We start from the raw sequence: 20,659 nt of genomic DNA, 5'->3' as shown, positions 1-20,659 counted from the left end.
GCGGGCTACTGCTTCCATAAGCGGTCGAGGTAGCGCGCCGATGATGGCGGGGCAATGAAGGCTTCGCGGCAACGGCATGAATCTCGCTCCGCCAGGCGGAAATCGCGGCGCCAGGCGGATATCGCTTCGCCTCGCGGAGCGATTGTCTTTCCCGCCGGGGCGCGAGAGCATTCCCGCGCCAAAAGGAGTTTCCGACCATGCCGATCCTCCGCCGTACGCTGCTCGGGGCCCTTGCCCTTCCCGCCGTAGCGCAGGCCCAGGCCGGCTGGACGCCGGAACGGCCGGCGCGGCTCGTCGTCCCCTTCGCGCCGGGCGGGTCGCAGGATGTGCTGGGCCGGCTGTTCGCCCAGGCGATCCAGGCCGGCACCGGGCAGCAGATGGTGGTCGAGAACCGTGCCGGCGCCGGCGGCATCCTGGGTGGCGAGGCGGTGGCGCGCGGGCCGGCCGACGGGCTCTCCCTGCTGTTGGCCACCGCCGGGCAAACCACCATCCCGAAGGCGATCGGCCGGCGCATGCCCTATGACCCGGAGGCCGACCTCGCCCCGGTGATGCAGTTGCTGGACAGCCCGGTGGCGCTGCTCGCCGGGCCGAACGTGCCGGTGACGGATGCCGCAGGGCTGATCGCCCTGGCCCGCAGCACGCCGACGCCGCTGCCCTATGCCTCGACTGGGATCGGCACCAACACGCATCTGATCATGGAGGACCTCAAGGCGCGCGAGCACCTGAATGTCGAGCACGTGCCCTATCGCGGCGCGGCGGCCGCGTTCAACGACCTGCTGGCCGGGCGGATCGCGCTGATGTTCGTCTCGGTGCCGTCGGTGCTGGGGTTCTCGGGCGGGGCGTTGAAAGTGGTGGCGACGACAGGCGCGCATCGCTTCCCCTCCCTACCGGATGTGCCGACGCTGACGGAGGACGCGGTGCCCGGCTTCACCGCCAGCATCTGGACCGGGCTGTCGGTGCGGGCGGGCACGCCGCCGGCGGCGGTTGCCTATTGGCAGCAGGCCTTCACCAAGGCGATGGCCGAGGCCAGCCTGCGCGAAAGGCTGGACGGGCTGGGCGTCACATCGGCCGCCAGCGACCCGGTGGCCTTCGGCGCCATGATGCAGCAGGACCTGGCGCGCTGGCGGCGGGTGGTCGCGCCGCTGAACATCAGCCTCGACTAGAGCCGTTTCCCTTCGCCACGGCTCACGGCAACGCCCCTAAGTGATTGTTTTCGCTAGCATCTTCATCCGTTCGGGCGATACCGCCTGATCGGGATCAGCTCTGGATTTTCGCCGTGGCAGGCATCACGCACCGAGTGCGGCGGGCAGCGCCGTAAGGTCGAGACCGGCGAGCAGCGGATTGTCGCGCAGCCCCTGCCCCCACATCGTCTCGATCACCGTGACGGTGCCTTCCGTGACTGGCATCGGCTGGCCAATCGCCTGGGCGATGGCGAGGTAGAAGGCGAGGCCATAAGGCACGTCTTCCGTCACGTAGCGCGTGGCCATCTCGGTCGGGCCGGCGATGAAGCCGCGGCCGCGTTCGATCGCGGCGGTCATCTCATGCAACGGGCCGCGCGGGACGCCGTTGGTGCGGTGCAGGGCTTCCGCGAGGCTCGGCGGATGGTGGCCGAAACGGGCGGCCAGCGCGTCGCGCTCGGCACCGAGAGTTTCGATCAGCCGGCAGACTGCCGGGGTCATCAGCCCGTATTGGCCCCAGGATTCCTGCTTCTCGATGCGGGTCACATTGGCCAGGGCGAGTGCCGCATGGGCGATCGGGTTTCCGTTGATGAAGGCGGCCGCCAGCGCGTCGGGCACGGTCGGCCAGCGATTGCCGAACAGGGATTCGGCCAGGGCGGCCATCTCGGGCGCGGCGGGGCCAGGCAGCGCGCCCATCTCGGCCTCGGCCCGGATGGCGGCGATGCGGACTCGGTCCGGGGCGAGCCGCCGGCCGGTCAGCGGCGTGGTCGCCATGGCGCCGACCGCGGCCCCCGGCCCACGCAGCCTGGCGAAGGCGAGCGGTGCGAGCGAGGCCGCCGGGGCGATCAGCAGCGGCAGCGTCGTCGGGATCTCGGCGGCGATGCGCGGCAGCAGGTCCGGCAGCGCATAGGCCGGCACTGTCAGCAGTGCCGCATCGGCCCCGGCAAAGGCCTCGGCCAGCCGGGTGGCGACGGTGACGGGGAAGCAGCCCTCGAGCAGGCCCTCGGCGTGCAGCGTGGCGTCGATGCCGCGTGTGCCGGCGCCCGAGGGCGACCACAGCACCGCCGTGTGGCCGCGGCTCGCGGCCAGTGCCGCGCAGGCCGGGCCGATCGCGCCGGCCCCGAGAATCGCCAGGCGCATCGCCGGCCCCTTTGTAGTCGCGGCCCTTGATGGGGCCTGGTTGAAGCAGGGCGCGCCTTCAGCCCAGCGAGGTCACCGCGGGCGCCAGCGCCACCGATTTGCCCGCCGGGTGGACCGGGTTGCGGAAGCGCAATTCGCCATCCGGCGCTGCGTCGGGCGGCGCCATGCCGAACATCTCCATGCGCGAGGCGCAGGCGGCGGCGACCACGTGGCGCGCCGGGAGCGTGGTGAAGAAGCGACGCACTGCGCCCTCCAACCCCAGCGTCTCGCGCAGGGACCGCCATTCGGCGCGGTCGAGGTCATCGACGAACACCGCGAGGATGCCGGGCGCGGCGCCGGTCAGCCGCGCTTCGGCGGCGACGCGCAGGCGGGCGACGACCGCATCGGCGACTGCATTCTCCCGGCCCGCGCGGGCGGCCATGACGAAGACGGAACCGCCCGTGCCATGGGAGGTGACGGCGAGATGCGCCTCCGGCCCGAACTGGGCGCGCAGATGCTGCGGCAGGGCAGCGGCCTGGGCGCCGGCCAGCACCAGCGGGTCGAGCTTCAACACCGCATCGGCGCTGCTGTCCTGGCGCTTCTGGGCGGCGAGCAGGGCGATGATGCGCGATTGCAGCTCGGCCGCCTTGTCGGGGCCGGACAGGCCCTCGGGCAGCGTGACCTTCAACAGGTAGCGACCGGGATGGGCGGCGAGCCAGGTCTGCAATTCGGGATGCACGCGGTCGACCAGGGCGCACCAGTCGCCGCGATGGACCGGGCGGCCTTCCTCGGCCGAGACGGTTTCGCATGCGACCTCGGCCACCGCGCCGTCGCGGGTGATGCGCAGGTCGAAGGGGGCGCCCTCGGCGAGGCCGGCGAAGTCCACGCTGAAGCCGCGGTCCCGATAGAGCGCCGCACTGCGCAGTAGGTGCCAGAGCGGGATGAGTGTGGCATCGCCGGTCAGGCCCTCGGCCAGCAGGGCGCGCAGGCGGGCGCGCGGGGCGGCAGGCAGGCAGCGGGCGAGGCGCACCGCGTCCTGCGCGAAGGCGAGCACGCGGCGTTCGGCGGGGCCGGCCTTGGCGGCGTTGGTGGGGTCGGCGGCGCGGGCGATGGCGAATTCCAGCGCGTGGCGTTGCTGCGCGGCGCGGCCCGAGAGCGGGCCAGTCTGCGTGCGTTCCGCCAGCGCGGCGAGGCGGTTCGACCAGGTGCGCGCGCCGACCAGGCGCACGAAGGCTGATGAGGCGGGGTCGGCGTCGGTGTCACCCAGCGGCATGGCATCGCCTCGCATCGCGTTGTCCGGCGCACGACGGGTCGCGTGCCGGCAAAGGGCCGGTTCGACCCGCGCCGTGGAGTCGTTCCTCGCCATTAAGGGGCGAAGCCCGCCATCGCGCCACAGGCCCAGGCTGTCCGGGCAGGGTTGCTCCCGGTCGGCGCGTCCCCATGGCTGCGGGGTGCCGGCTGGAGGCCCGTCCGGGCAGTCCTTGGTGAGATAGACTGCCTGTGTTGCGTTGCGTCAAGCGCCTCACGCCGCTGTGCGCCTCGGCGGCGGCCATGTCATGCTGCGGCCGGCGAGATCGGAGGCTCCGGCATGATCTACCATGGGATATTTCGCGGCATCTGCATCGACAACCTGGACCCGCAGGCCCGGGGGCGCGTGCTGGTGCGGGTGCCCGCCGTATTCGGCGGCGACGACGCCAGTTGGGCGATGCCCTGCCGCGCCCTCGGCATGCCCGGGGCGGCGCCACCCTCAGTGGGCGAGGCGGTCTGGGTCATGTTCGAGGGCGGCGATCCGTCCCACCCCGTGATCATGGGCACCTACCCGCAATAGGCGCCTCGGGACCGGTCGGGCGGCAACCGAACGGCAATCTTCCCGGCGCAGTCTGGCGCCATGCGCTGGATGATGGCCCTGCTGTTGCTGATCCCTGCCTTGCCCGCCGCGGCGCAGGGCCCGCCGGCCTGCACCGCCGAGATCGAAGGCCAGACCGCGTGCATGGCACGCAAGCTGTGCGAATGCCGGTTCGAACGCGGCGGCCAGCTGACCGGCCGGGCCGACCGGTTCGTCTGGGACTGCGGGGTGATGCGGCCGCTCTGCCCGCCTGACCCGGCGACGAGCCAGGGCGGCGGGCCCTCGCCGCCGATCGGCGTGTGGCTGCAGCCGCAGATCGGCGGGGTGCCCGGACCCTTGCGTTGAGACGCAGTAGGGCTGGTCACGTCGGATCGAGTTGCCGCCTCGACCCATCGGCGCAGGGCACCGCAGCGGGGCCCGCGGCTGCCCGCGCCGGAGGCCCTTCTTGAAACCTCAGCACCGATCCGGACCGCCGGGGAGGATGCGGCCATTGGCCGACCAGGCGGGAGTGCGGGCCGGCGCGCAACACCAAGCGTCGTCCCGCTTCGCGTTGCGCGCCCGTTTCCGGGCGCTCAGGGTCCGTCTGAAACCAACAGAGCTATGTGGCGACGGGAGAAGAAAGGTTGGAGGGGCGCCGCCCCTCCAAGCCACCCCGCCAAAGTGCAGTGCACTTTGGAATGCCATCTCTTGGCACCGGGCGTGGAGCGCGTGGTATGGCCGCGGCGCGCGCTTCGTGCGCAAGGGCGGGTTTCGGCAGCCCTGCTGACCACGGTGCAAGGCGCCAAGTCGAGGTTTCCAAAGGCCCTTAGGCCTTTGGTGGGGAGAGCGCGAGAGGGGCGATGCCCCTCTCGTTCCCACCGGCCCAGATCAAGGGCCGCCGCCATGACACGTTCGGCGCCGGCCCGCCCACGCCAGCAACTGGCATGGGCCACCAGGCTGGGCAGCGGGCACGAGAAGGCGCCGGATGGCGCGTTCTCAAACCGACACTCAGGAAATCGTCGTCAGGTCCTGGAACCAGTGCTGCGCCTGGGTGTAGCCGCGCACGTTGCGGCCAAGGGCATGCGGGTTGGTGTCATGGACGACATAGACCAGCAGCGCCTCGTTCACCGCCTTCTCATGCACCTTGCGCAGCAGCGCATCCTGTTCCGCCACGTCGAAGCACTGCACGGCGGCGTCGATCAGCCGATCCATCTCGGCGTCGCTGTAGTGGCTCCAGTTCACGCCGCGCGGCGCCATCTGGCCGGAATGGAAGAAGCGGATCAGCGCGTAGAGCGGGTCCGACGTCACATACGCCACGTTGTTCGCGGTGATGTTGCCGCCGCGCGCGATCTCGCCGGCCGCGCCCTGGCGCCAGCAGGTGTAGGAGACCTCCAGTTCGACGACCTGGAACTCAACCTGGATGCCGACCTCCCGCCAGGAGGATTGGATGTACTCGTTCATCGGCATGGACAACATCTGGCCCGAGCCACCCGCCGGCACCAGGAAGCGCGTGCGCAGCGGGTTCTGCGGGCTGTAGCCGGCCTCGCGCACCAGTTTGCGGGCCTCGTCCATATCAGTGCGGATGCGGAATTCCGGCTGGCCGAACCAGGGCGAGGAAGGGTCCACCACGCCCACCGCCGGCTTGGCCAATCCGTTCAGCAGCCCGACCACCTCGTCGCGGTTGATGGCGAGGTTGGCCGCCTTGCGCAGTCGGATGTCGCGCCACGGCGAGCCTTCGAGCAGACTGAGATGGTAGTTCCAGACATGTGGCGTGACGTTCTCGACGATGCGCGCGCCGGATTGGCGCATGCGATCGACGATGTCTGGCGCCGGCGTCTCGATCATGTCGACCTGGCCGGAGATCAGCGCGTTCGAGCGCGTCGTCGCCTCGGGCGCGACCACCAGGATCAGCCGGTCCACCTTGGGGATGCGGGCGGGGTTCCAATAGTCGGTGTTCTTCACCAGTTCGACGCTCTGGCGCGGGTTCAGCCGCGCCTGGCGGAACGGGCCGGTGCCGGAGGGGTCATTGGCGAAGCGCTCCCAGGAATTGCCGAGCTTCGCGTATTGCGCCGGGGAGGAGATGAGGAACCACAGCATCTGGTAGGGGAAGAAGCTGTCCACCGCGCGGGTGGTAACCTCGACCGTCATCGCGTCGATCTTGCGATAGGAGGCGACCGAGGGCAGGCGCGGGCGAACCTGGGAGGCTTGGCGCTGGTCGAACTGCGGTGCCTGGGCGTTGAGCACCTTGTCGAAATTCCAGATCACGGCGTCGGCATCGAAGTCGGCGCCATCGTGGAACTTCACGCCCGGGCGCAGGCGGAATACCCAGTTGCGGCGGTCGGCCGGGTCGGCTTCCCAGGCGGTGGCGAGACCTGGGACCAGTTTGCCGGGGCGGTCGGCCACGTCCATCTCCCAGGCCACCAGCGGGTCGTAGAGCGTGTAGCCGGTGAACTGGTAGGCGCCGGCGCCACGGTCCGGCTGGCCGGTGGTCTGCGGAATATCGGCCATGGAGATGCCGTAGCGGATGACGCGTTCGGCCTGGGCGCGGGCGAGGTCCGGGATGCCGGCGACGCCGGTGGCGGCCGCGCCCATCAAGGCGCGGCGGGTGAAGGGCGAGATGGTCATGGCGTGCGCAGACCCCTGAGCGGTGTGCCGCGCAGGGGATGCAATGGGTGTGCCGAGCATGAAGACATATTGGGGGAGGAGAACCTCCCCCAAACCCCTACCCTTCTTCTGTCTTTTGGCGCCGGCCGCCGCTGTCAGTTTCCAACAGATGGAAGAAGGAAGGCTTGGGGGCCCATTGGCGTTGCGAAGCAACGTCGATGGGTGACCGGATCGGGGGAGTTCTCTCCCACGCCCTTCCCCGCCGAAAGCTCATGACGCCAGCGCCTGCGCCTCCTGCAGCCGCTGATACACCCCGCCGGCCCGCATCAGCTCGCCGTGGCGGCCCTGTTCAGCGATGCCGCCGCCCTCCACCACCACGATGCGGTCGGCATGCCGGATGGTGGCGAGGCGATGCGCGATGACGAGCGTGGTACGGCCCTCGGCGAGTTCGGCCAGTGACTGCTGGATGGCGCGTTCCGTCTCGGTGTCGAGCGCCGAGGTCGCCTCGTCCAGGATCAGGATGGGCGGGTTGCGCAGGAAGATGCGCGCGATCGCCAGGCGCTGCTTCTGCCCGCCGGAGAGCTTCACGCCGCGCTCGCCGACGATGGTGTCGAGGCCGGCCGGCAGGCCGGCGATCATCGTGTCGAGCCTGGCGCGGCGGGCGGCCTCGATGATCTCCGCCTCGCTGGCATCGAGCCGGCCATAGGCGATGTTCTCGCGCAGCGTGCCGCCGAACAGGAAGACATCCTGCTGCACGATGCCGATCTGCCGGCGCAGGGACGCCAACGTCATGGCGCGGATGTCGATGCCGTCGATGCTGATGCGCCCGCCCTGCACCTCGTAGAAGCGCGGCAGCAGGGAACACAGCGTCGATTTGCCGGCGCCGGAAGGACCGACGAAGGCAACCGTCTCGCCGGCGCCGATGGCGAGGTCGACGCCGCGCAGCACCGGGCGCGCCGCGTCATAGCCGAAGCTCACGCCCTCATAGCGGATCACGCCGCGCAGCCGGCCGACGGCGACGGCATCGGGCGCATCGGCGATGTCCGGCTGGGTTTCCAGCAATTCGAGGTAGCGGCGGAAGCCGGCGATGCCCTTGGGGTAGGTTTCCAGCACGGCGTTGATCTTCTCGACCGGGCGGAAGAACACGCCGACCAGCAGCAGGAAGCCGACGAAATCACCGGCGGTCAGTTCGCCGCGCAGCACGAACCAGGAACCGGCGACCATCACGACCATCTGCGTCAGGCGCATCCCCAGGTAGGAGAGCGACAGGCTCGCCGCCATGATGCGATAGGCCGCCAGCTTGGTGTCGCGATAGCGGGCGTTGTCATGCGCGAAGAGGGTGCGTTCATGGTCCTCATTGGTGAAGGCCTGGACGACCCGGATGCCGCCGACATTCTCCTCGATGCGGGCGTTGAAGGCGCCGACGCGGCCGAAGATGGCGCGCCAGGTCGCCGTCATTCGGCTGCCGTAGCGGGTGGAGAGGATGGCGACAGGCGGCACGATCGCCGCGGTGATCAGCGCCAGCGCCGGGTTCACCGTAAACATCAGCGCGAAGGCGCCGAGGAAGGTCATCACCGCGATGAACAGATCCTCGGGGCCGTGATGGGCGACCTCGCCGACTTCCTCGAGATCCTTGGTGACGCGGGCGACGAGATGCCCGGTCTTTTGCTCGTCATAGAAGCGGAAAGAGAGCTTCTGAAGGTGGTCGAAGGCGCGGCGGCGCATCTCGGTCTCGATATTGATGCCGAGCATGTGGCCCCAATAGTTCACGATCGCCGTCAGCGCGCCGTTGAGCAGGTAGATCGCCATCAGCGCCGCCGCCGCGAGCAGGATCAGGCCCCAATCCTGCCCGGGCAGCAGCTTGTCGACGAAAACGCGCACCGCCATCGGGAAGCCGAGTTCCAGCAGCCCGGACAGCACCGCGCAGCCGAAATCGAGAAAGAACAAACCGTTCCAGGGGCGGTAATAGGCGAAGAAACGCCGCAGCAGCCCTTGCTTCAGAACAGCAACCCCTTCTTCAGCATGCCGTGCACGCCCTTCTCCCCGTTGACCGTCTGGGTGACGTGGAAATCCACCGCCAGGGAGCAGAACTGGTAGGCATCGGCATCCGATAGATTGGTGCGCGAGCAGATGAAGCCGATCATCTCGCGCAGCGCCTGCTTCATGGCGAGGTCGAGATCCTCGTTCATGCCCATGGTGATGAAGTGGGTCTTGGTCTCGGCGCGGGGAAATTTCAGCACCGGGTCCTTGGCACCGCCGCCCTTCACGAGCGAGAGGCGGAAATGCCCGGTCAGGCAGATCTCCAGCGCGTTGATGCAGACCTCGCCATCGCCCTGCACGCCATGGCCGTCGCCGGCGGAGAACAGCGCGCCCTCGTTGAACACCGGCAGGAACAGCGTGGTGCCCTCGGTCAGTTCCTTATTGTCGAGGTTGCCGCCCATCGCGCGTGGTTCCTTGGTGTTGATCATCCCCCAGTCGCGCGGCGGGGCGACGCCCATCACGCCGAAGAACGGCGCGAGCGGCAGGTCCATGCCACCCTCCTTCGGGCCGAAGGGCAACCGGCCGGTCATCGCTTCCTTGTCCACCGGGATGTGGATGGTGCGGCGATAGGGGAAGTCCTCCGGCAGCGTGCCGAACAGCGGACGGAAGCCGCAGAAGCCCCAATCGTTGCCGAGCTCGATCTTTTCGATATCGATCCGCAACGCATCGCCCGGCTCGGCGCCGCGCACCTCGACCGGCCCGGTGATGATGTGCGCGCCAAGCCGCGGCAGCTTCTGGTGCACTTCCCGCAGCATCGGCGGGACGGCGAGCATCTGCTCGTCCCGCGGCATCACTTCCGGCCCGCCGGAGAGGCATTCGAGGATCACAAGCTCGCCGGGGTCGATCGAGGCCACTGGCGGGAAGGACGCGTCGAAGGCCCCCCAGCGGCAATTGGTCAGCGATGCGGCGACGCGCGTCGGTTCGGACATCTCGTGCGGTTCCTACAGCCAGCCTTTGCGGCGGAAATACAGGACGGGAAGGATGGCGCTGACCACCATCATGATCAACGCGATCGGGTAGCCTTGGGCCCATTTCAGCTCCGGCATGTATTCGAAGTTCATGCCGTAGATCGAGGCGATCAGCGTGGGCGGCATCAGCGCCACCGAGGCCACGGTGAAGGTCTTGATGATGTTGTTCTGCTCCACGTTGATCACGCCGAGCACCGCATCAAGCAGGAATTGTGCCTTGCTGGTCAGCGCATTGGAGTGATCGACCAGGGAGCGCACGTCGCGCACCAGGGTCTTGAGCAGGTTCTGGTTTTCCTTGCGCACCGCCGTCGCCTTCTCGGCACCGATGAAGGTCAGGATGCGGGTCAGGCCGATCAGCGTCTCCATGGTCCGGCTGGTGACTTCACCGACCTGGCCGAGGGTGATCAGCGTCTCCTTGAGCTGCTCGTCGCGGCGGTTCGCCTTGATGTTGGACCGCGCGGCGCGGAAGGTCCGCTGGGAAGCGCGGTCCATGTCCGCCCCCAGCCGTTCCAGCACGTCGGCCAGGCGATCGACGATCTGTTCGAACAGATGCAGCATCACCGCATCCGACGTGACCAGCACGGTGCCCGGCTGCCGCTGCGCCCGCACGCCGAAGGCGGTGAAGGCCTTGGGCGTGGCGTAGCGCACGGTGATCAGCGTCGTGTTGGTCAGCACGAAGGTGATCGGCGTCGAGGCATATTCGCCGATCTCGACGCCGTAGAGGAAGCTTGCGGTCAGGAACAGCGCGTCGCCTTCGCGATAGAGGCGGGAGGAGCTTTCGATCTCCTGCATCTCCTCGCGTGTCGGGATCTCGACATGCAGGGCATCCTGGACCGCCTTTTCCTCCTGCGGGGTCGGGTTCAGCAGGTCGATCCAGACGGCGTGGCGCAGGCTTTCCGGTTCGGCGACGGCCACCGCGGCGGCGCGCGATTCAGCTGCCGGCAGCGAGGCGGTGACGTCGGACACGGCACCTTCGCGGACGTGACAGCGGCCGTCTTCGACCGTCCAGGTGGTCAGCATGACGGTGTACCTCCGCGCTTTGCGATAATGCCGCTTCTAGACGCCTCGTGCCGGAAGCGCCAACACGCCATCGATGCTGTGGCTGGCGAGAACCGATACTGGACGGAATTTCACAAGCTCGACACGGTCCGGCCCAGCGGGCGGGACCGTGGACCAGAAGGGCGCAAGGCAATCGAGCGCACGGCCCATCCAGCCTGGTTCAGCCACCGCGCCGCCCTTGGCGAGGGTGACATGCGGCACCCAGGCGCCCGGTCGGTAGTGGGGGGTCGCCGGGCAGGTCGGCCAGCGCCGTGGCCAGGGCGGCATGCCGCGCCAACAGGGCATCGGTCACCACCGGCGCGAGCCACAGCACCGGCTCGGGCGCGACGAAGATGCCGAAGCCGGCGAAGTGCAACGGTTCGGCGGCCCAGGCCTCGGCGCATTGCATGACGGCGTCGCGCAGCCGGCCAGGATCGACCGTATCGGGCTGGATAGAGAGGGTCAGGTGCGGCGGATAGCCGAGCGCCATGGCATCGTCATGCAGCCCGGCCTCGGCGAGGGCGCGCCACATCGCCTCGATCGACGCGGCGGCGGCCGCGCCAAGGCGCAGCGTGACCGCGTAGGGCACGGTCAGCCCGCGGCGAGCGGCAGCCCGAACTGGCGGGCGACGGCGGGGAAGTCGGCCGCCTCGGCATGCCGGCCGGCAGGCAGCGTGCCATCCCCGGCGCGGACGAGTTGGCAGGTCCGCAGGCCGGCGGCCTGGGCGGCGTCCAATTCCTCGACCACGTCGGAGAGGAACAACACCTCGCCCGGCGGGACATGCAGCCCGGCCGCGATGGTGGCGTAGGAAGCGGGGTCGCGCTTGCCGCCGACCTTAGTGTCGAAGAAGCCGGTAAACAGCGGCGTCAGGTCACCGGCCGCCGAATGCCCGAACAGCAGCTTCTGCGCGCCGACCGAGCCGGAGGAATAGACCGCCAGGCGCAGCCCGGCCCGCGCCCAGGCGCGCAGGCATGGGGCCACATCGGGCCACAGATGCCCTTTCAGCCGCCCGTCCAGATACCCCGCCTGCCAGATCAGCCCCTGCAGGGATTTGAGCGGTGTGACCTTGGCGTCCTCGCCCATCCACAGGCGCAGGACCGAGCGCGGATCCTGGTGCGGCGCAATGGTGCGCACCTCGGCGAGGATGGCGGCCACCGCCGGGTCGTGCTCATGCGCATCGAGGAAGGCGTCGAGTTCGGCGGCGGCGAAGGGGAACAGCGTCTCCTTCACGAAGGCGATGGCGCTGGTGGTGCCCTCGATGTCGGTGAGGATGCAGGCGGGCGGGATCACCCGGCCGTCACCGGCATGCGCGCGGCGATGTCGCTGCCGGTGTAGTGCGGCGTCCAGCCCGTGGTGTCGGTGAAGACGCGCAAGGCGGTGACGTGCGGGATCTCGCCAGCGTCGAACCAATGCTTCGTGTTGGCGGGGACGGAGATCAGGTCGCCGCGCGTGCAGTGCGCGTCGTAGATCCTGCCATCCACATGCATGACGAAGTTGCCCGCGCCTTCATGGAAGAAGCGGACCTCGTCCTCGGTGTGGATGTGTTCCGACAGGAACTTGGCGCGGATCGCATCCTTCTGCGGATGGTCGGCGGTCAGGCGGATGACGTCGGCGGTGCCCGCGCGGCTCTCGCGCAGGAAGTCGTCGAGCTGCGGGCGATAGGCGGCGAGCACGGCATCGGCTTCCGCCCCTTCCGGCAGGTCGGCGACCGGCCAGCGTTCGAAGCGCACGCCGATGGCGCCGAGCGCTTCGGCCATCGCCTTCGGGTCGTCGGTACGCAGCGTCTCGGCGCCGGTCTCGGCGTCACGTACGGTGAGCAGGCTCATGACGAATGCCTCCCTTCTTCCAGATGGCACAGGAGCATGAATTCCAGCGCCTCCAGCCGCGTCATCGCGGCGTTCATGTCGGCGCCCCAGACATAGACGCCGTGGCCGCGGATCACATAGCCCGGTGGGGCGCCCGGCGCATCATCCCACAGCGCATCAATTGCCTGTTGCAGCCGGGGAATGTCCTGGTCGTTGTCGAACACCGGCAGGTCGACGGCGGTGTCGTGGGTCGACCCGCCCGGGAATGCCTTCAACAATTCATATCCGGCGAGGCGGATCGACGTTCCCGCACGGCGCGAGAGCACGGTATTGGCGAGGGAATGGCCATGCAGCACCGCTCCTGCCCCGGCGAAGCGGCGGTAGATGCCGCAATGCAGCAGGGTTTCGTAGGACGATCTGGCGCCGGCCTCGCGCGGGGCGCCGGCGGCATCGACGGCCATCACATCGGCGGCCGTCATCAGCCCCTTATGGCGGCCTGAGCAGGTGATGGCGATCTCGTCCTGCGCGAGGCGGATCGAGATGTTGCCCGCGGTGGCCGGCACCCAGCCCATCGCGTCCATCCGGCGCCCGGCGGCGGCGATGGCGCTGGCGGCGTCTTCGAAGGTCATCGCGGGATCCCTCCCGATGCGGCGGGGCCAGGTGGCACCCCGATACGACACCGGCCCGTCTCCCCTGCCCGGCGCAGCCCTTCAGGGCCGCACGCAGCAAGGGGGACGGGCCGGGGCCGCCGCTTGGAACGGTCGGTCAGGCCGCCGGGCGATTGCCCGGCTGCGGCTGCGGCTGGGCCGCGGCGGTCGTGCCCTGCTGCGGACCCGGGATATTGCCGGCCGGCGGCGTGGCGGGGGCCTGCGCCTCCATGGAAGCGTCGTTCTCGTCTTCCTTGATGTTCGCCTTGAAGGACTTGATGCCCTTGGCCAGGTCGCCCATCAGGCCAGAGATCTTGCCGCCGCCGAACAGCAGCAGGATGACAAGCAGAACAACCAGCCAATGCCAGATGCTGAACGAACCCATGGCGACGCCTCGATCCCGTTGCGGACGCACCCTTGTGGGAGCAGCCCTAATCGTCTGAACGGGTCGCAACCTAGTGTCCCGGATGCGCCCTTGCAAATCCACATGGGGCATCCTGGCTTCGGCCGCAACCGGTCTTGACGCCGGGCGTGCTCGAAACCATCTCCGGCTCTCGATCCGGGCCCCTCTGGCGGCCGTCTGCCCTTATGGGCGGCGTCCGTGATGTCGGATCGCGTGGGAAACCGCGCGATTCGGGCCCTTTCTGGCCAATGACGAATCGCGCCAGAGAGGAGCAAACCGGGGATGGAATTCCTTGAAGCGGCATGGTTGGGCAAGCCCCTGTGGATGTGGGCGGGCTTCCTGACGATCGTCCTGGCCTTGTTGGTCTTTGACCTGGGCGTGCTGAACCGCCGCGACCGCGAGATGGGCATCGCGGAAAGCCTGCGCCTGTCGGCCTTCTATATCGGCTTCGCCATGCTGTTTGGCGCAGGCATCTGGTGGGCCCATGACGCCGGCCTGCTGACCACCAGCGACGGCACCCATGCCGGCGTCGCCTTCTTCACCGGATTCTTCATCGAGAAGGCGCTGTCGATCGACAACGTCTTCGTCATCAGCCTGATCTTCGGCTATTTCGCGATCCCGCGCGCCTATCAGTATCGCGCGCTCGTGTGGGGCATCGTCGGCGTCATCGTGCTGCGCGGCGTCATGATCGCCGCCGGCGCCGCGCTGGTGCAGGAGTATGCTTGGCTGCTCTATGTATTCGGCGCCTTCCTGATCGGCACCGGCATCAAGATGCTGGTGGTGCCGGAAGGTGAGCAGGACATCTCGCGCAACCCGCTGGTGCGCTTCCTGCGCCGACACATGCGGGTAACGGACGAGTTGCACGGCCAGAAATTCATCATCCGCCAGCCCGACCCGGTGACGGGGAAGATCGCGGCCTTCGCTACGCCGCTGCTGCTGGCGCTGGTGGTGATCAACATCGCCGACCTGGTCTTCGCGGTGGATTCGGTGCCGGCGATCTTCGCCATCACCACCGACACCTTCATCGTCTACACGGCGAACATCATGGCAATCCTCGGCCTGCGCGCGCTGTACTTCGCGCTGGCGGCGATGGTGCATCGCTTCCACTACCTGAAATACGCGCTCGCGCTCGTGCTCGTCTTTATCGGCGGCAAGATCTTCTGGAACCAGATCATGGGGAAGGTGGACCCGGCGATCTCGCTCGGGGTGACGCTGGCGCTGATCGCGGGCGGGGTGCTGTGGTCGTTGTGGAAGACGCGGAAGGACACCGTCGCGGTGGGGTGACGGGTGGAACCGGAGAAGGGCGTTGCTCCTCTCCGGACCTCACCCCACCAAAGGCCCGAGGCCTTTGGAAACCGATACCTGGTGTTGGGCAGGGCTGGCGTTTCTCCGAGGTGAGCAAGCTCCTCGCCCGGTACCGGTCATTGCCCCGGAGCGCCTTTTCCTTCCCGGTGAGCCCGTTGGGCCCGGCACCAATTCAAGGTGTCCAGAGGCCCTTAGGCCTTTGGTGGGGAGGGTCCGGGAGGGGCAAAGCCCTTCCCGGTCCGCCCGTCGCAACGCAGACCGCCGCCTCAGCCATCCAGCCGGATGTTGAGCCGCCGGATCATCCCGCCCCAGCGCGCGGTCTCCTCCGCCAGGAAGGCGGTGGCCTCGGCCGGCGTGGTCGCCATCACCTCGAAGCCCGCCGCCTCCAGCCGTTCGCGCGCGGCGGGTTCGCGCAGGCCGCGCTGCGCCTCCGTCGCCAGCCGCGCAACGCGCTCGGCCGGGGTCGAGGAGGGCACGACCATGACCTGCCAGCCGTAGGATTCCGCATTGGCCACGCCCTGTTCGGCCAGGGTCGGCACCTGCGGCGTCAGCGCGAAGCGGTTGGCCGATGTCACCGCGATGGCACGGATCTGGCCCGACTGCACCTGACCGAGCACCGCGGCGGTGGTGACCATCATCGCCTGGATCCGCCCGGCGACGAGATCGAGCGTCGCCGCCGCGAAGCCGCGATAGGCGACGTGCAGCATCTCGAGCCCGCCGGTCCGGCCGAGCAGGTCGAGCATGCCGAGATGCCCGCCCGACCCGGCACCCACCGACCCGAAGGCGAGCTTGCCCGGATTGGCCCGCACATGGGCGAGGAAACCCGGCAGGTCGGTGACCGGCAGGTCGTTGTTGACCACCAGGAATTGCGGCCCGCGCGCCAGCAGGGACACCGCGACGAGGTCCTTCACCGGGTCGTAGGGCAGGTTCGGGTAGAGCGCCGGTGCGGTCGTGAGCGGCCCGTTGATCGACAGGCCGATGACATGCCCGTCGGTCGCCTTGGCGATGGCGTCGGTGCCGATATTGCCCCCGGCGCCCGCGCGGTTATCCACCACCACCGGCTGGCCGAGCACCTTCGCCAAGTGTTCTGCCACCACACGGCCGGTCAGATCGGGGCTGGAACCGCCGGGGAACGGCACGATGAAGCGCACCGGACGGTCGGGCCAGCCATCCTGCGCGCGCGCCACGGAGGGCAGCAGCGCAAGGCTGGGCAGGGCGGCGACAAGGCCGCGGCGGGTCAGGGTCATGGCGCATTTCCTCCGGCCGGGCGGCGCAGTTCGGTCCCGGGCCGCCATCCGGGGAGGCAGTCCTATTCCCGGCACCGGCCGGATGGAAGCCGCCATCGGCGCGATGCAGCATGGCGCGGGGCGCGACGTCCAGCACCGCGGATCGCATCATGGACATTCACTTTCCCCTAAGGGTTGATGCTACAATCTGCACGCGTTCCGCCTCCCAGGAGCACAATCCATGGCTGCATTTTCGCGTTTCGTGGCGCTGGGCGCCGTCCTCCTCGGCCTGCCGGGCTGCGCCACCGTGGCGATGAACGCCGCGATGCGCGCCGCCCATCCCGAACCGGCCTGGAATGGCGAGGTCGCCCTCGCCTCCGAGCCACCAGGCGCGCAATGCGCGGTGCATCGCGGCGAGAACGTCGTCGCCGAGCCGCAGGCCGTCCCGGCCACCGTCCAATTGACCCGGTCGCATGCGGTGCTCGAAGTGCGCTGCCAGGCGGAGGGCTACCTCGAGACCGCGGTGCTGATGCGCCCGCAGGATGACCCGGCGGTGTTCCGCATGGCGCCGAACGGCATCATCGGCGCCACGGCGACCATCATCAGCCTCGCCTCGGCGCGGACCATGCGCTACCCCGGCCAGGTCACCGTCGCCATGGTGCCGGCCGTCTTCCCCGACGAGGAAACGCGCACGCGGTTCTTCGAGGCGCGGCGCGGGGCGATCATCGCCTCCCGCGCGGCGCAGATCGCCCTGGCCGATGAACGCTGCGCCGCGCAGCCCGACTCCACCTGCGACCCGGCTGGCATGGTGATGCACCAGGAACAGGATGACGACTTGGCGCGGCTCGACCGCCTGCGCCGGCAGGCGCAGGTCGCCAGCACCGCCACCGCATCCACGCCGTCCGGGAGCCTTCAGGTTGCCGCGGTCGGCAGGCCGGAGTGAGGTAGGCAGCGGCGCGAGAGCATGCCGGCCGGACGGATCCGCGGCGGTGCGGTTCAGCGCGCCTCGGCCAGCAGCCGGCCGCCATGGATGAAGCCGAAGGTCGGGTAGTTCGACTGGCCGAGGCCGCCGGCCGGCGGGAACCAGACGCGCACCAACGACCAGTCGTTGTTGGCCGAGACATCGACCACCGGCTGGTCGCGCGCGATGCGCCCGCGGTTGCCGCCCGAGGCCCAATTGGCGTGATCCACCCGGATCTCACGTGACGACACGACCTGCGTCACCACCGACAGGTGGCCCGTCCGGTTGCGCTGGGTGCGCATGAAGACGAGCACCGAGCCGACCCGCGGACGACGCGAGCGGTCATAGCTGCCCGATTGCGCGGCAGCATCCCACCATTGCCAGGCATCGCCGGCCAGGTTGATGCCACTGCGTGCGCGCGCATAGGGCACGCAGGAGGTATTGCCCCCCGCATACCCAGGCACGGAGCCCCCCGGCACCGTGCCACGCGTGCTGCCGCAGGCCCCCAAGGCCAATGCGGCCAGTATCGCGATCATGCGAAGCACGATCCCGAACCCCCTGATTCCCCTCATTTCCCAGTAGCACGACTCGCCGGGGCTGTGCAGCAGGAACCGTGCGCTTGCGACAACCCCCGACCGCGCCATGCTGCGCGCCGCATATCGAGGGGATTCGCGATGGACGGACCGGCCGTGGAGAGCATCATCGAGGACGGCGTGGCGACGCTCTGGCTCGCCCGCCCCGAACGCGGCAATGCGCTAGGGCCCGATCTGGTCGCGGCGATCGAGGCCGCCCTGGACGGCGCGCTCGCCGCCGGCGCGCGGCTGGTGGTGTTGCGCGGGCGGGGACGGAATTTCTGCACCGGGCTCGATCTCGCCGACCTCGACACCGTCACCGATGGCGAATTAGCGCTGCGCATCATCCGCATCGAATTGCTGTTGCAGCGCATCGACGCGCTGCCGGTGCCGACGATGGCGGTGGCCGGTGGGCGGGTGTTCGGCGCCGGGGCGGACCTCTTCGCCGTCTGCGACCATCGCGTGGCGCTGCCGGGGGCAAGCTTCGCCTTTCCCGGGCCGGCCTTCGGGCTGGTGCTTGGGACCGGGCGGCTGGCCGGGTTGGTCGGCGACGGGGCGGCGCGGCGGCTGTTGCTGGCTGGCGCGCCGGTGGTGGCGGACCGCGCGCTCGCGCTCGGCCTGGTGACGGATATTGTCGAGGAGGCGGCGCTGGAGACGGTGTTGGCCAATGCGCGCGCTGGGGCAGTCAGGCTCGATGCCGAGACGGTCGCGGCACTGCATGCGCGCACGCGCCAGGCGGCGGATGACGCGGATCTGGCGGCGCTGGCGCGGTCGGTGGCGCGGCCGGGGCTGAAGGCGCGGGTTGAGGCGTATCGGGCGAAAGCGCTGGCAGGACGGAAGTAAGGTGGGAGGGGCGCCGCCCCTCCAAACCACCCCGCCAAAGGCCCGAGGCCTTTGGAAACCATCTGTTGAGCGGTCACGCCAGGGTGGACGGGCGGCGATGTTCCTGATATGTTCACCACATCGGCGGTGGCGCTGCGTCGGCGCGCGGTACGACCGTTAAGAGCTTAAAATCCTAAAATCTTAAAGTAACAACGCCTGTGCGTCCCGGCATCAAATCGAGGCGTCCAGAGGCCCTTAGTCCGATGGGCCCGATTGGCGTTGCGTCGCAACGTCAATGGGTACCCCTGGTCCGGAGAGAGGCAAAGCCCCTCTCCGGGGTCACAGTCTCAGGCCGGCGTGAACATCGGCACCGGCGCGGCGCCTTCTTCAGTCGGCTTGAACACCAGCTTCACCTTCTGCCCGATCTTCAGCGCATCGAGGTCGCAATCCACGATGTTGGTGAACATGCGCGGGCCTTCGTCGAGCTCGACGTAAGCTACCGCATGCGGTTCCTTCGTGCGCATGACGGAGAAGCTGTAGATCGTCCCCGTCCCCTTCGCTTCCACCATCTCGATATTGTTCGAGAGCGTGAACGGCGAGCAGCCGCGCGGATACCAGAAATGCTTGCCGGTATCCTTGCACAGGCCGATCAGGAACTTGCCCTCGCGGGCGGCGTCCCAGAACGGCTTGGTGGTGGGGTCTTCCTTCGGCGCCGGGATGGCGCGGTTGGCGGATTGCGTCGCCATGATGATCACTCCCGCTCCATGATGAGGGTGGCGCCGCCGTGGCGGTGGCCCAGCAGCCCGCCCACGCCGTTCGCCAGCGCAAGCTTGCAGCCCGGCACCTGGACCTTGGGATGCGCTTCGCCGCGGAGCTGACGCACCGCCTCGATCACCTTGGTCATGCCGCCGCGGTTCGCCGGGTGGTTGTTGCACAGCCCGCCGCCATCCGTGTTGAAGGGCAGCCTGCCGACGCCGCTGATCAGGTTGCCGTCCATCACGAACTTGCCGCCCTCGCCCTTCTTGCAGAAGCCAAGGTCCTCAAGCTGCATCAGCACCGTGATGGTGAAGCTGTCATAGATCGAGGCGTACTGGATGTCGGTCGGCTTCACCTTCGCTTCGGCGAAGGCGGCCGCGCCCGACTGGCGCACCGCGGAATAGGACAGGTCAATGCCGCCGCCGGCCTGGTTCTTGGTGGCCTCAGCGCAGCCGAGCACCTTCACCAGCGGCCGGTTCAGCGACTTCGCGATTTCCGGCTTCGCCACGATCAGCGCGCCGCCGCCATCGGAGATGACGCAGCAATCGAGCCGGTGCAGCGGGTCAGAGACCATCGGGGAGTTCACCACTTCCTCGACCGTCACAACCTTCTGCAGCATGGCATGCGGGTTGTACTGGGCGTGGGTGGAGGCGGCGACCTTGATCCAGGCGAGCTGTTCCGAGGTGGTGCCGAATTCATGCATGTGGCGCATGGCCACCATACCGTAGGAATTCACCACCGTACGGCCCATCGGGATCTCGAAGGGATCGTCGGGGATGTTCGGCGCCCAGGAGCGCGGCACGGTGCCCGTCGCCATGCCTTCGGCGCGCGGCCGGCCGGCCAGCGTGATCAGCGCGACGTTGCAGCGGCCTTCCTTGATCGCCTGCGCGGCATGGCCGACATGCATGACGTAGGAGCAGCCGCCCATGTCGGTGGAATCGACATGGCGCAGCTTGGTCAGCCCCATGTAGTCCGCCATGTTGATGGGCCCGAGGCCCGGGGCGGCGCCGGTGCAGAAGAAGCCGTCGACGTCGTCCTTGGACAGGCCGGCATCCTGCAGGGCGCCATAGGCGACCTCGGCATGGAGTTGCGCGACCGACTGTTTCTCGGCCTTGCGCGTCGGGTGCTCGAAAGCCCCGACGAGATAGGCCTGGCCGTTGATGCTCATGACGGGAGCGTTTCCTCCTGCTGGTTCAAGCGGGCCGCAGGGAAGCAGTGCCGCGCCCCGCTGTCGAGGGGGGCCAACCGATCGGTCGGCGGAAGCAGGATGGGCGCATCGTCAGCGGCCGTGGTGCGGTCGCGCATGGCGCGGACGGGAAAGGAGAGTCCCGCCGGATGCCGTGCGGGATTGCACGACACCCGGCGGGGTTTCGCTGCCTGGCTGGGGGGC

The 20,659-nt window shown here is 69.0% G+C and carries 21 protein-coding genes; 6 read left to right on the top strand and 15 right to left on the bottom strand.

Going from position 1 to position 20,659, the window contains the following annotated elements; genetic code table 11:
* Nucleotides 1-197: 197 nt before the first annotated feature.
* Complete coding sequence (locus IEY36_RS14095) at nt 198-1,163, top strand: Bug family tripartite tricarboxylate transporter substrate binding protein (RefSeq protein ID WP_188967709.1); 966 nt, start codon at nt 198-200, stop codon at nt 1,161-1,163.
* Between the two features lie 123 nt (nt 1,164-1,286).
* Here IEY36_RS14095 and IEY36_RS14090 read toward each other — a convergent pair whose 3' ends face one another.
* Both IEY36_RS14090 and IEY36_RS14085 read right to left on the bottom strand, forming a co-directional pair.
* Entirely contained in the window at nt 1,287-2,318 is a 1,032-nt protein-coding gene (locus IEY36_RS14090; protein WP_188967708.1) for an NAD/NADP-dependent octopine/nopaline dehydrogenase family protein, read from the bottom strand.
* Between the two features lie 58 nt (nt 2,319-2,376).
* On the bottom strand, nt 2,377-3,570 hold the full coding sequence (locus tag IEY36_RS14085) for a hypothetical protein (RefSeq protein ID WP_188967707.1): 1,194 nt from the start codon (nt 3,568-3,570) through the stop codon (nt 2,377-2,379).
* Nucleotides 3,571-3,885: 315 nt separating this feature from the next.
* Here IEY36_RS14085 and IEY36_RS14080 point away from each other — a divergent pair, with 315 nt between their 5' ends.
* Both IEY36_RS14080 and IEY36_RS14075 read left to right on the top strand, forming a co-directional pair.
* Complete coding sequence (locus IEY36_RS14080; protein WP_188967706.1) at nt 3,886-4,125, top strand: phage baseplate assembly protein V; 240 nt, start codon at nt 3,886-3,888, stop codon at nt 4,123-4,125.
* A 60-nt stretch (nt 4,126-4,185) separates the two neighbouring features.
* Nucleotides 4,186-4,488, top strand: a complete 303-nt coding sequence (locus IEY36_RS14075; protein ID WP_188967705.1) for a hypothetical protein — start codon at nt 4,186-4,188, stop codon at nt 4,486-4,488.
* Between the two features lie 642 nt (nt 4,489-5,130).
* Here IEY36_RS14075 and IEY36_RS14070 read toward each other — a convergent pair.
* From IEY36_RS14070 to IEY36_RS14030, 9 genes are all read right to left on the bottom strand, one after another.
* Complete coding sequence (locus IEY36_RS14070) at nt 5,131-6,747, bottom strand: ABC transporter substrate-binding protein (protein ID WP_188967704.1); 1,617 nt, start codon at nt 6,745-6,747, stop codon at nt 5,131-5,133.
* Nucleotides 6,748-6,996: 249 nt separating this feature from the next.
* On the bottom strand, nt 6,997-8,673 hold the full coding sequence (locus IEY36_RS14065; protein WP_456307049.1) for an ABC transporter ATP-binding protein: 1,677 nt from the start codon (nt 8,671-8,673) through the stop codon (nt 6,997-6,999).
* Between the two features lie 50 nt (nt 8,674-8,723).
* Nucleotides 8,724-9,695 carry an acetamidase/formamidase family protein gene (locus IEY36_RS14060; RefSeq protein ID WP_188967703.1) on the bottom strand — a complete coding sequence of 324 codons (972 nt, stop codon included), beginning with the start codon at nt 9,693-9,695 and terminating at the stop codon, nt 8,724-8,726.
* Nucleotides 9,696-9,707: 12 nt separating this feature from the next.
* Nucleotides 9,708-10,754 (bottom strand): magnesium/cobalt transporter CorA, encoded by a 1,047-nt coding sequence (corA, locus tag IEY36_RS14055; protein WP_188967702.1) that lies wholly within the window; start codon nt 10,752-10,754, stop codon nt 9,708-9,710.
* A gap of 199 nt (nt 10,755-10,953) precedes the next feature.
* The gene (locus IEY36_RS14050; RefSeq protein ID WP_188967701.1) at nt 10,954-11,361 is read right to left on the bottom strand and encodes a 2'-5' RNA ligase family protein; all 408 of its coding nucleotides are present in this window, start codon (nt 11,359-11,361) and stop codon (nt 10,954-10,956) included.
* 2 nt (nt 11,362-11,363) lie between these two features.
* Nucleotides 11,364-12,062, bottom strand: coding sequence for an acireductone synthase (mtnC, locus tag IEY36_RS14045; RefSeq protein WP_188967700.1), 699 nt, complete (start codon nt 12,060-12,062; stop codon nt 11,364-11,366).
* A complete protein-coding gene (locus IEY36_RS14040; protein ID WP_188967699.1) occupies nt 12,059-12,598 on the bottom strand; it encodes a 1,2-dihydroxy-3-keto-5-methylthiopentene dioxygenase in 540 nt (179 codons plus the stop codon). The genes mtnC and IEY36_RS14040 overlap by 4 nt, the downstream gene beginning before the upstream one ends.
* Nucleotides 12,595-13,206 carry a methylthioribulose 1-phosphate dehydratase gene (locus tag IEY36_RS14035; RefSeq protein ID WP_188967698.1) on the bottom strand — a complete coding sequence of 204 codons (612 nt, stop codon included), beginning with the start codon at nt 13,204-13,206 and terminating at the stop codon, nt 12,595-12,597. The genes IEY36_RS14040 and IEY36_RS14035 overlap by 4 nt, the downstream gene beginning before the upstream one ends.
* A gap of 136 nt (nt 13,207-13,342) precedes the next feature.
* Nucleotides 13,343-13,609, bottom strand: coding sequence for a twin-arginine translocase TatA/TatE family subunit (locus IEY36_RS14030; protein WP_188967697.1), 267 nt, complete (start codon nt 13,607-13,609; stop codon nt 13,343-13,345).
* A 300-nt stretch (nt 13,610-13,909) separates the two neighbouring features.
* On the opposite strand from IEY36_RS14030, the gene IEY36_RS14025 reads away from it, so the two are divergent.
* Nucleotides 13,910-14,911, top strand: coding sequence for a TerC family protein (locus IEY36_RS14025; protein ID WP_188967696.1), 1,002 nt, complete (start codon nt 13,910-13,912; stop codon nt 14,909-14,911).
* Between the two features lie 287 nt (nt 14,912-15,198).
* Here IEY36_RS14025 and IEY36_RS14020 read toward each other — a convergent pair whose 3' ends face one another.
* Entirely contained in the window at nt 15,199-16,179 is a 981-nt protein-coding gene (locus IEY36_RS14020) for a Bug family tripartite tricarboxylate transporter substrate binding protein (RefSeq protein WP_188967695.1), read from the bottom strand.
* A 220-nt stretch (nt 16,180-16,399) separates the two neighbouring features.
* Between IEY36_RS14020 and IEY36_RS14015 the strand changes: the two genes are divergently transcribed.
* Entirely contained in the window at nt 16,400-17,101 is a 702-nt protein-coding gene (locus IEY36_RS14015; RefSeq protein WP_188967694.1) for a hypothetical protein, read from the top strand.
* Nucleotides 17,102-17,154: 53 nt separating this feature from the next.
* Here the strand turns inward: IEY36_RS14015 and IEY36_RS14010 are convergent, their stop codons facing one another.
* Entirely contained in the window at nt 17,155-17,655 is a 501-nt protein-coding gene (locus IEY36_RS14010) for a CHAP domain-containing protein (protein WP_229681311.1), read from the bottom strand.
* Between the two features lie 138 nt (nt 17,656-17,793).
* Here IEY36_RS14010 and IEY36_RS14005 point away from each other — a divergent pair, with 138 nt between their 5' ends.
* Nucleotides 17,794-18,534: an enoyl-CoA hydratase/isomerase family protein gene (locus IEY36_RS14005; protein WP_188967692.1), complete on the top strand. Its 741-nt coding sequence runs from the start codon at nt 17,794-17,796 to the stop codon at nt 18,532-18,534.
* 326 nt (nt 18,535-18,860) lie between these two features.
* Here IEY36_RS14005 and IEY36_RS14000 read toward each other — a convergent pair whose 3' ends face one another.
* Nucleotides 18,861-19,259, bottom strand: coding sequence for a Zn-ribbon domain-containing OB-fold protein (locus tag IEY36_RS14000; protein WP_188967691.1), 399 nt, complete (start codon nt 19,257-19,259; stop codon nt 18,861-18,863).
* Between the two features lie 5 nt (nt 19,260-19,264).
* The gene (locus IEY36_RS13995) at nt 19,265-20,437 is read right to left on the bottom strand and encodes a thiolase domain-containing protein (RefSeq protein ID WP_188967690.1); all 1,173 of its coding nucleotides are present in this window, start codon (nt 20,435-20,437) and stop codon (nt 19,265-19,267) included.
* Between the last annotated feature and the right edge of the window lie 222 nt (nt 20,438-20,659).

Source organism: Neoroseomonas lacus, assembly GCF_014644535.1.
Lineage (GTDB): Bacteria > Pseudomonadota > Alphaproteobacteria > Acetobacterales > Acetobacteraceae > Neoroseomonas > Neoroseomonas lacus.
The sequence above is the reverse complement of the archived record's forward strand: the minus strand, read 5'-3'. Positions and strand labels throughout refer to the sequence as shown.

What these genes read in the sequence shown, in the direction of transcription:
- IEY36_RS14095 (WP_188967709.1), top strand. Translation starts at nt 198, where the DNA reads ATGCCGATCCTCCGCCGTACGCTGCTCGGGGCCCTTGCCCTTCCCGCC.
- IEY36_RS14090 (WP_188967708.1), bottom strand. Translation starts at nt 2,318, where the DNA reads ATGCGCCTGGCGATTCTCGGGGCCGGCGCGATCGGCCCGGCCTGCGCG.
- IEY36_RS14085 (WP_188967707.1), bottom strand. Translation starts at nt 3,570, where the DNA reads ATGCCGCTGGGTGACACCGACGCCGACCCCGCCTCATCAGCCTTCGTG.
- IEY36_RS14080 (WP_188967706.1), top strand. Translation starts at nt 3,886, where the DNA reads ATGATCTACCATGGGATATTTCGCGGCATCTGCATCGACAACCTGGAC.
- IEY36_RS14075 (WP_188967705.1), top strand. Translation starts at nt 4,186, where the DNA reads ATGCGCTGGATGATGGCCCTGCTGTTGCTGATCCCTGCCTTGCCCGCC.
- IEY36_RS14070 (WP_188967704.1), bottom strand. Translation starts at nt 6,747, where the DNA reads ATGACCATCTCGCCCTTCACCCGCCGCGCCTTGATGGGCGCGGCCGCC.
- IEY36_RS14060 (WP_188967703.1), bottom strand. Translation starts at nt 9,695, where the DNA reads ATGTCCGAACCGACGCGCGTCGCCGCATCGCTGACCAATTGCCGCTGG.
- corA (WP_188967702.1), bottom strand. Translation starts at nt 10,754, where the DNA reads ATGCTGACCACCTGGACGGTCGAAGACGGCCGCTGTCACGTCCGCGAA.
- IEY36_RS14040 (WP_188967699.1), bottom strand. Translation starts at nt 12,598, where the DNA reads ATGAGCCTGCTCACCGTACGTGACGCCGAGACCGGCGCCGAGACGCTG.
- IEY36_RS14035 (WP_188967698.1), bottom strand. Translation starts at nt 13,206, where the DNA reads ATGACCTTCGAAGACGCCGCCAGCGCCATCGCCGCCGCCGGGCGCCGG.
- IEY36_RS14030 (WP_188967697.1), bottom strand. Translation starts at nt 13,609, where the DNA reads ATGGGTTCGTTCAGCATCTGGCATTGGCTGGTTGTTCTGCTTGTCATC.
- IEY36_RS14025 (WP_188967696.1), top strand. Translation starts at nt 13,910, where the DNA reads ATGGAATTCCTTGAAGCGGCATGGTTGGGCAAGCCCCTGTGGATGTGG.
- IEY36_RS14020 (WP_188967695.1), bottom strand. Translation starts at nt 16,179, where the DNA reads ATGACCCTGACCCGCCGCGGCCTTGTCGCCGCCCTGCCCAGCCTTGCG.
- IEY36_RS14015 (WP_188967694.1), top strand. Translation starts at nt 16,400, where the DNA reads ATGGCTGCATTTTCGCGTTTCGTGGCGCTGGGCGCCGTCCTCCTCGGC.
- IEY36_RS14010 (WP_229681311.1), bottom strand. Translation starts at nt 17,655, where the DNA reads ATGATCGCGATACTGGCCGCATTGGCCTTGGGGGCCTGCGGCAGCACG.
- IEY36_RS14005 (WP_188967692.1), top strand. Translation starts at nt 17,794, where the DNA reads ATGGACGGACCGGCCGTGGAGAGCATCATCGAGGACGGCGTGGCGACG.
- IEY36_RS14000 (WP_188967691.1), bottom strand. Translation starts at nt 19,259, where the DNA reads ATGGCGACGCAATCCGCCAACCGCGCCATCCCGGCGCCGAAGGAAGAC.
- IEY36_RS13995 (WP_188967690.1), bottom strand. Translation starts at nt 20,437, where the DNA reads ATGAGCATCAACGGCCAGGCCTATCTCGTCGGGGCTTTCGAGCACCCG.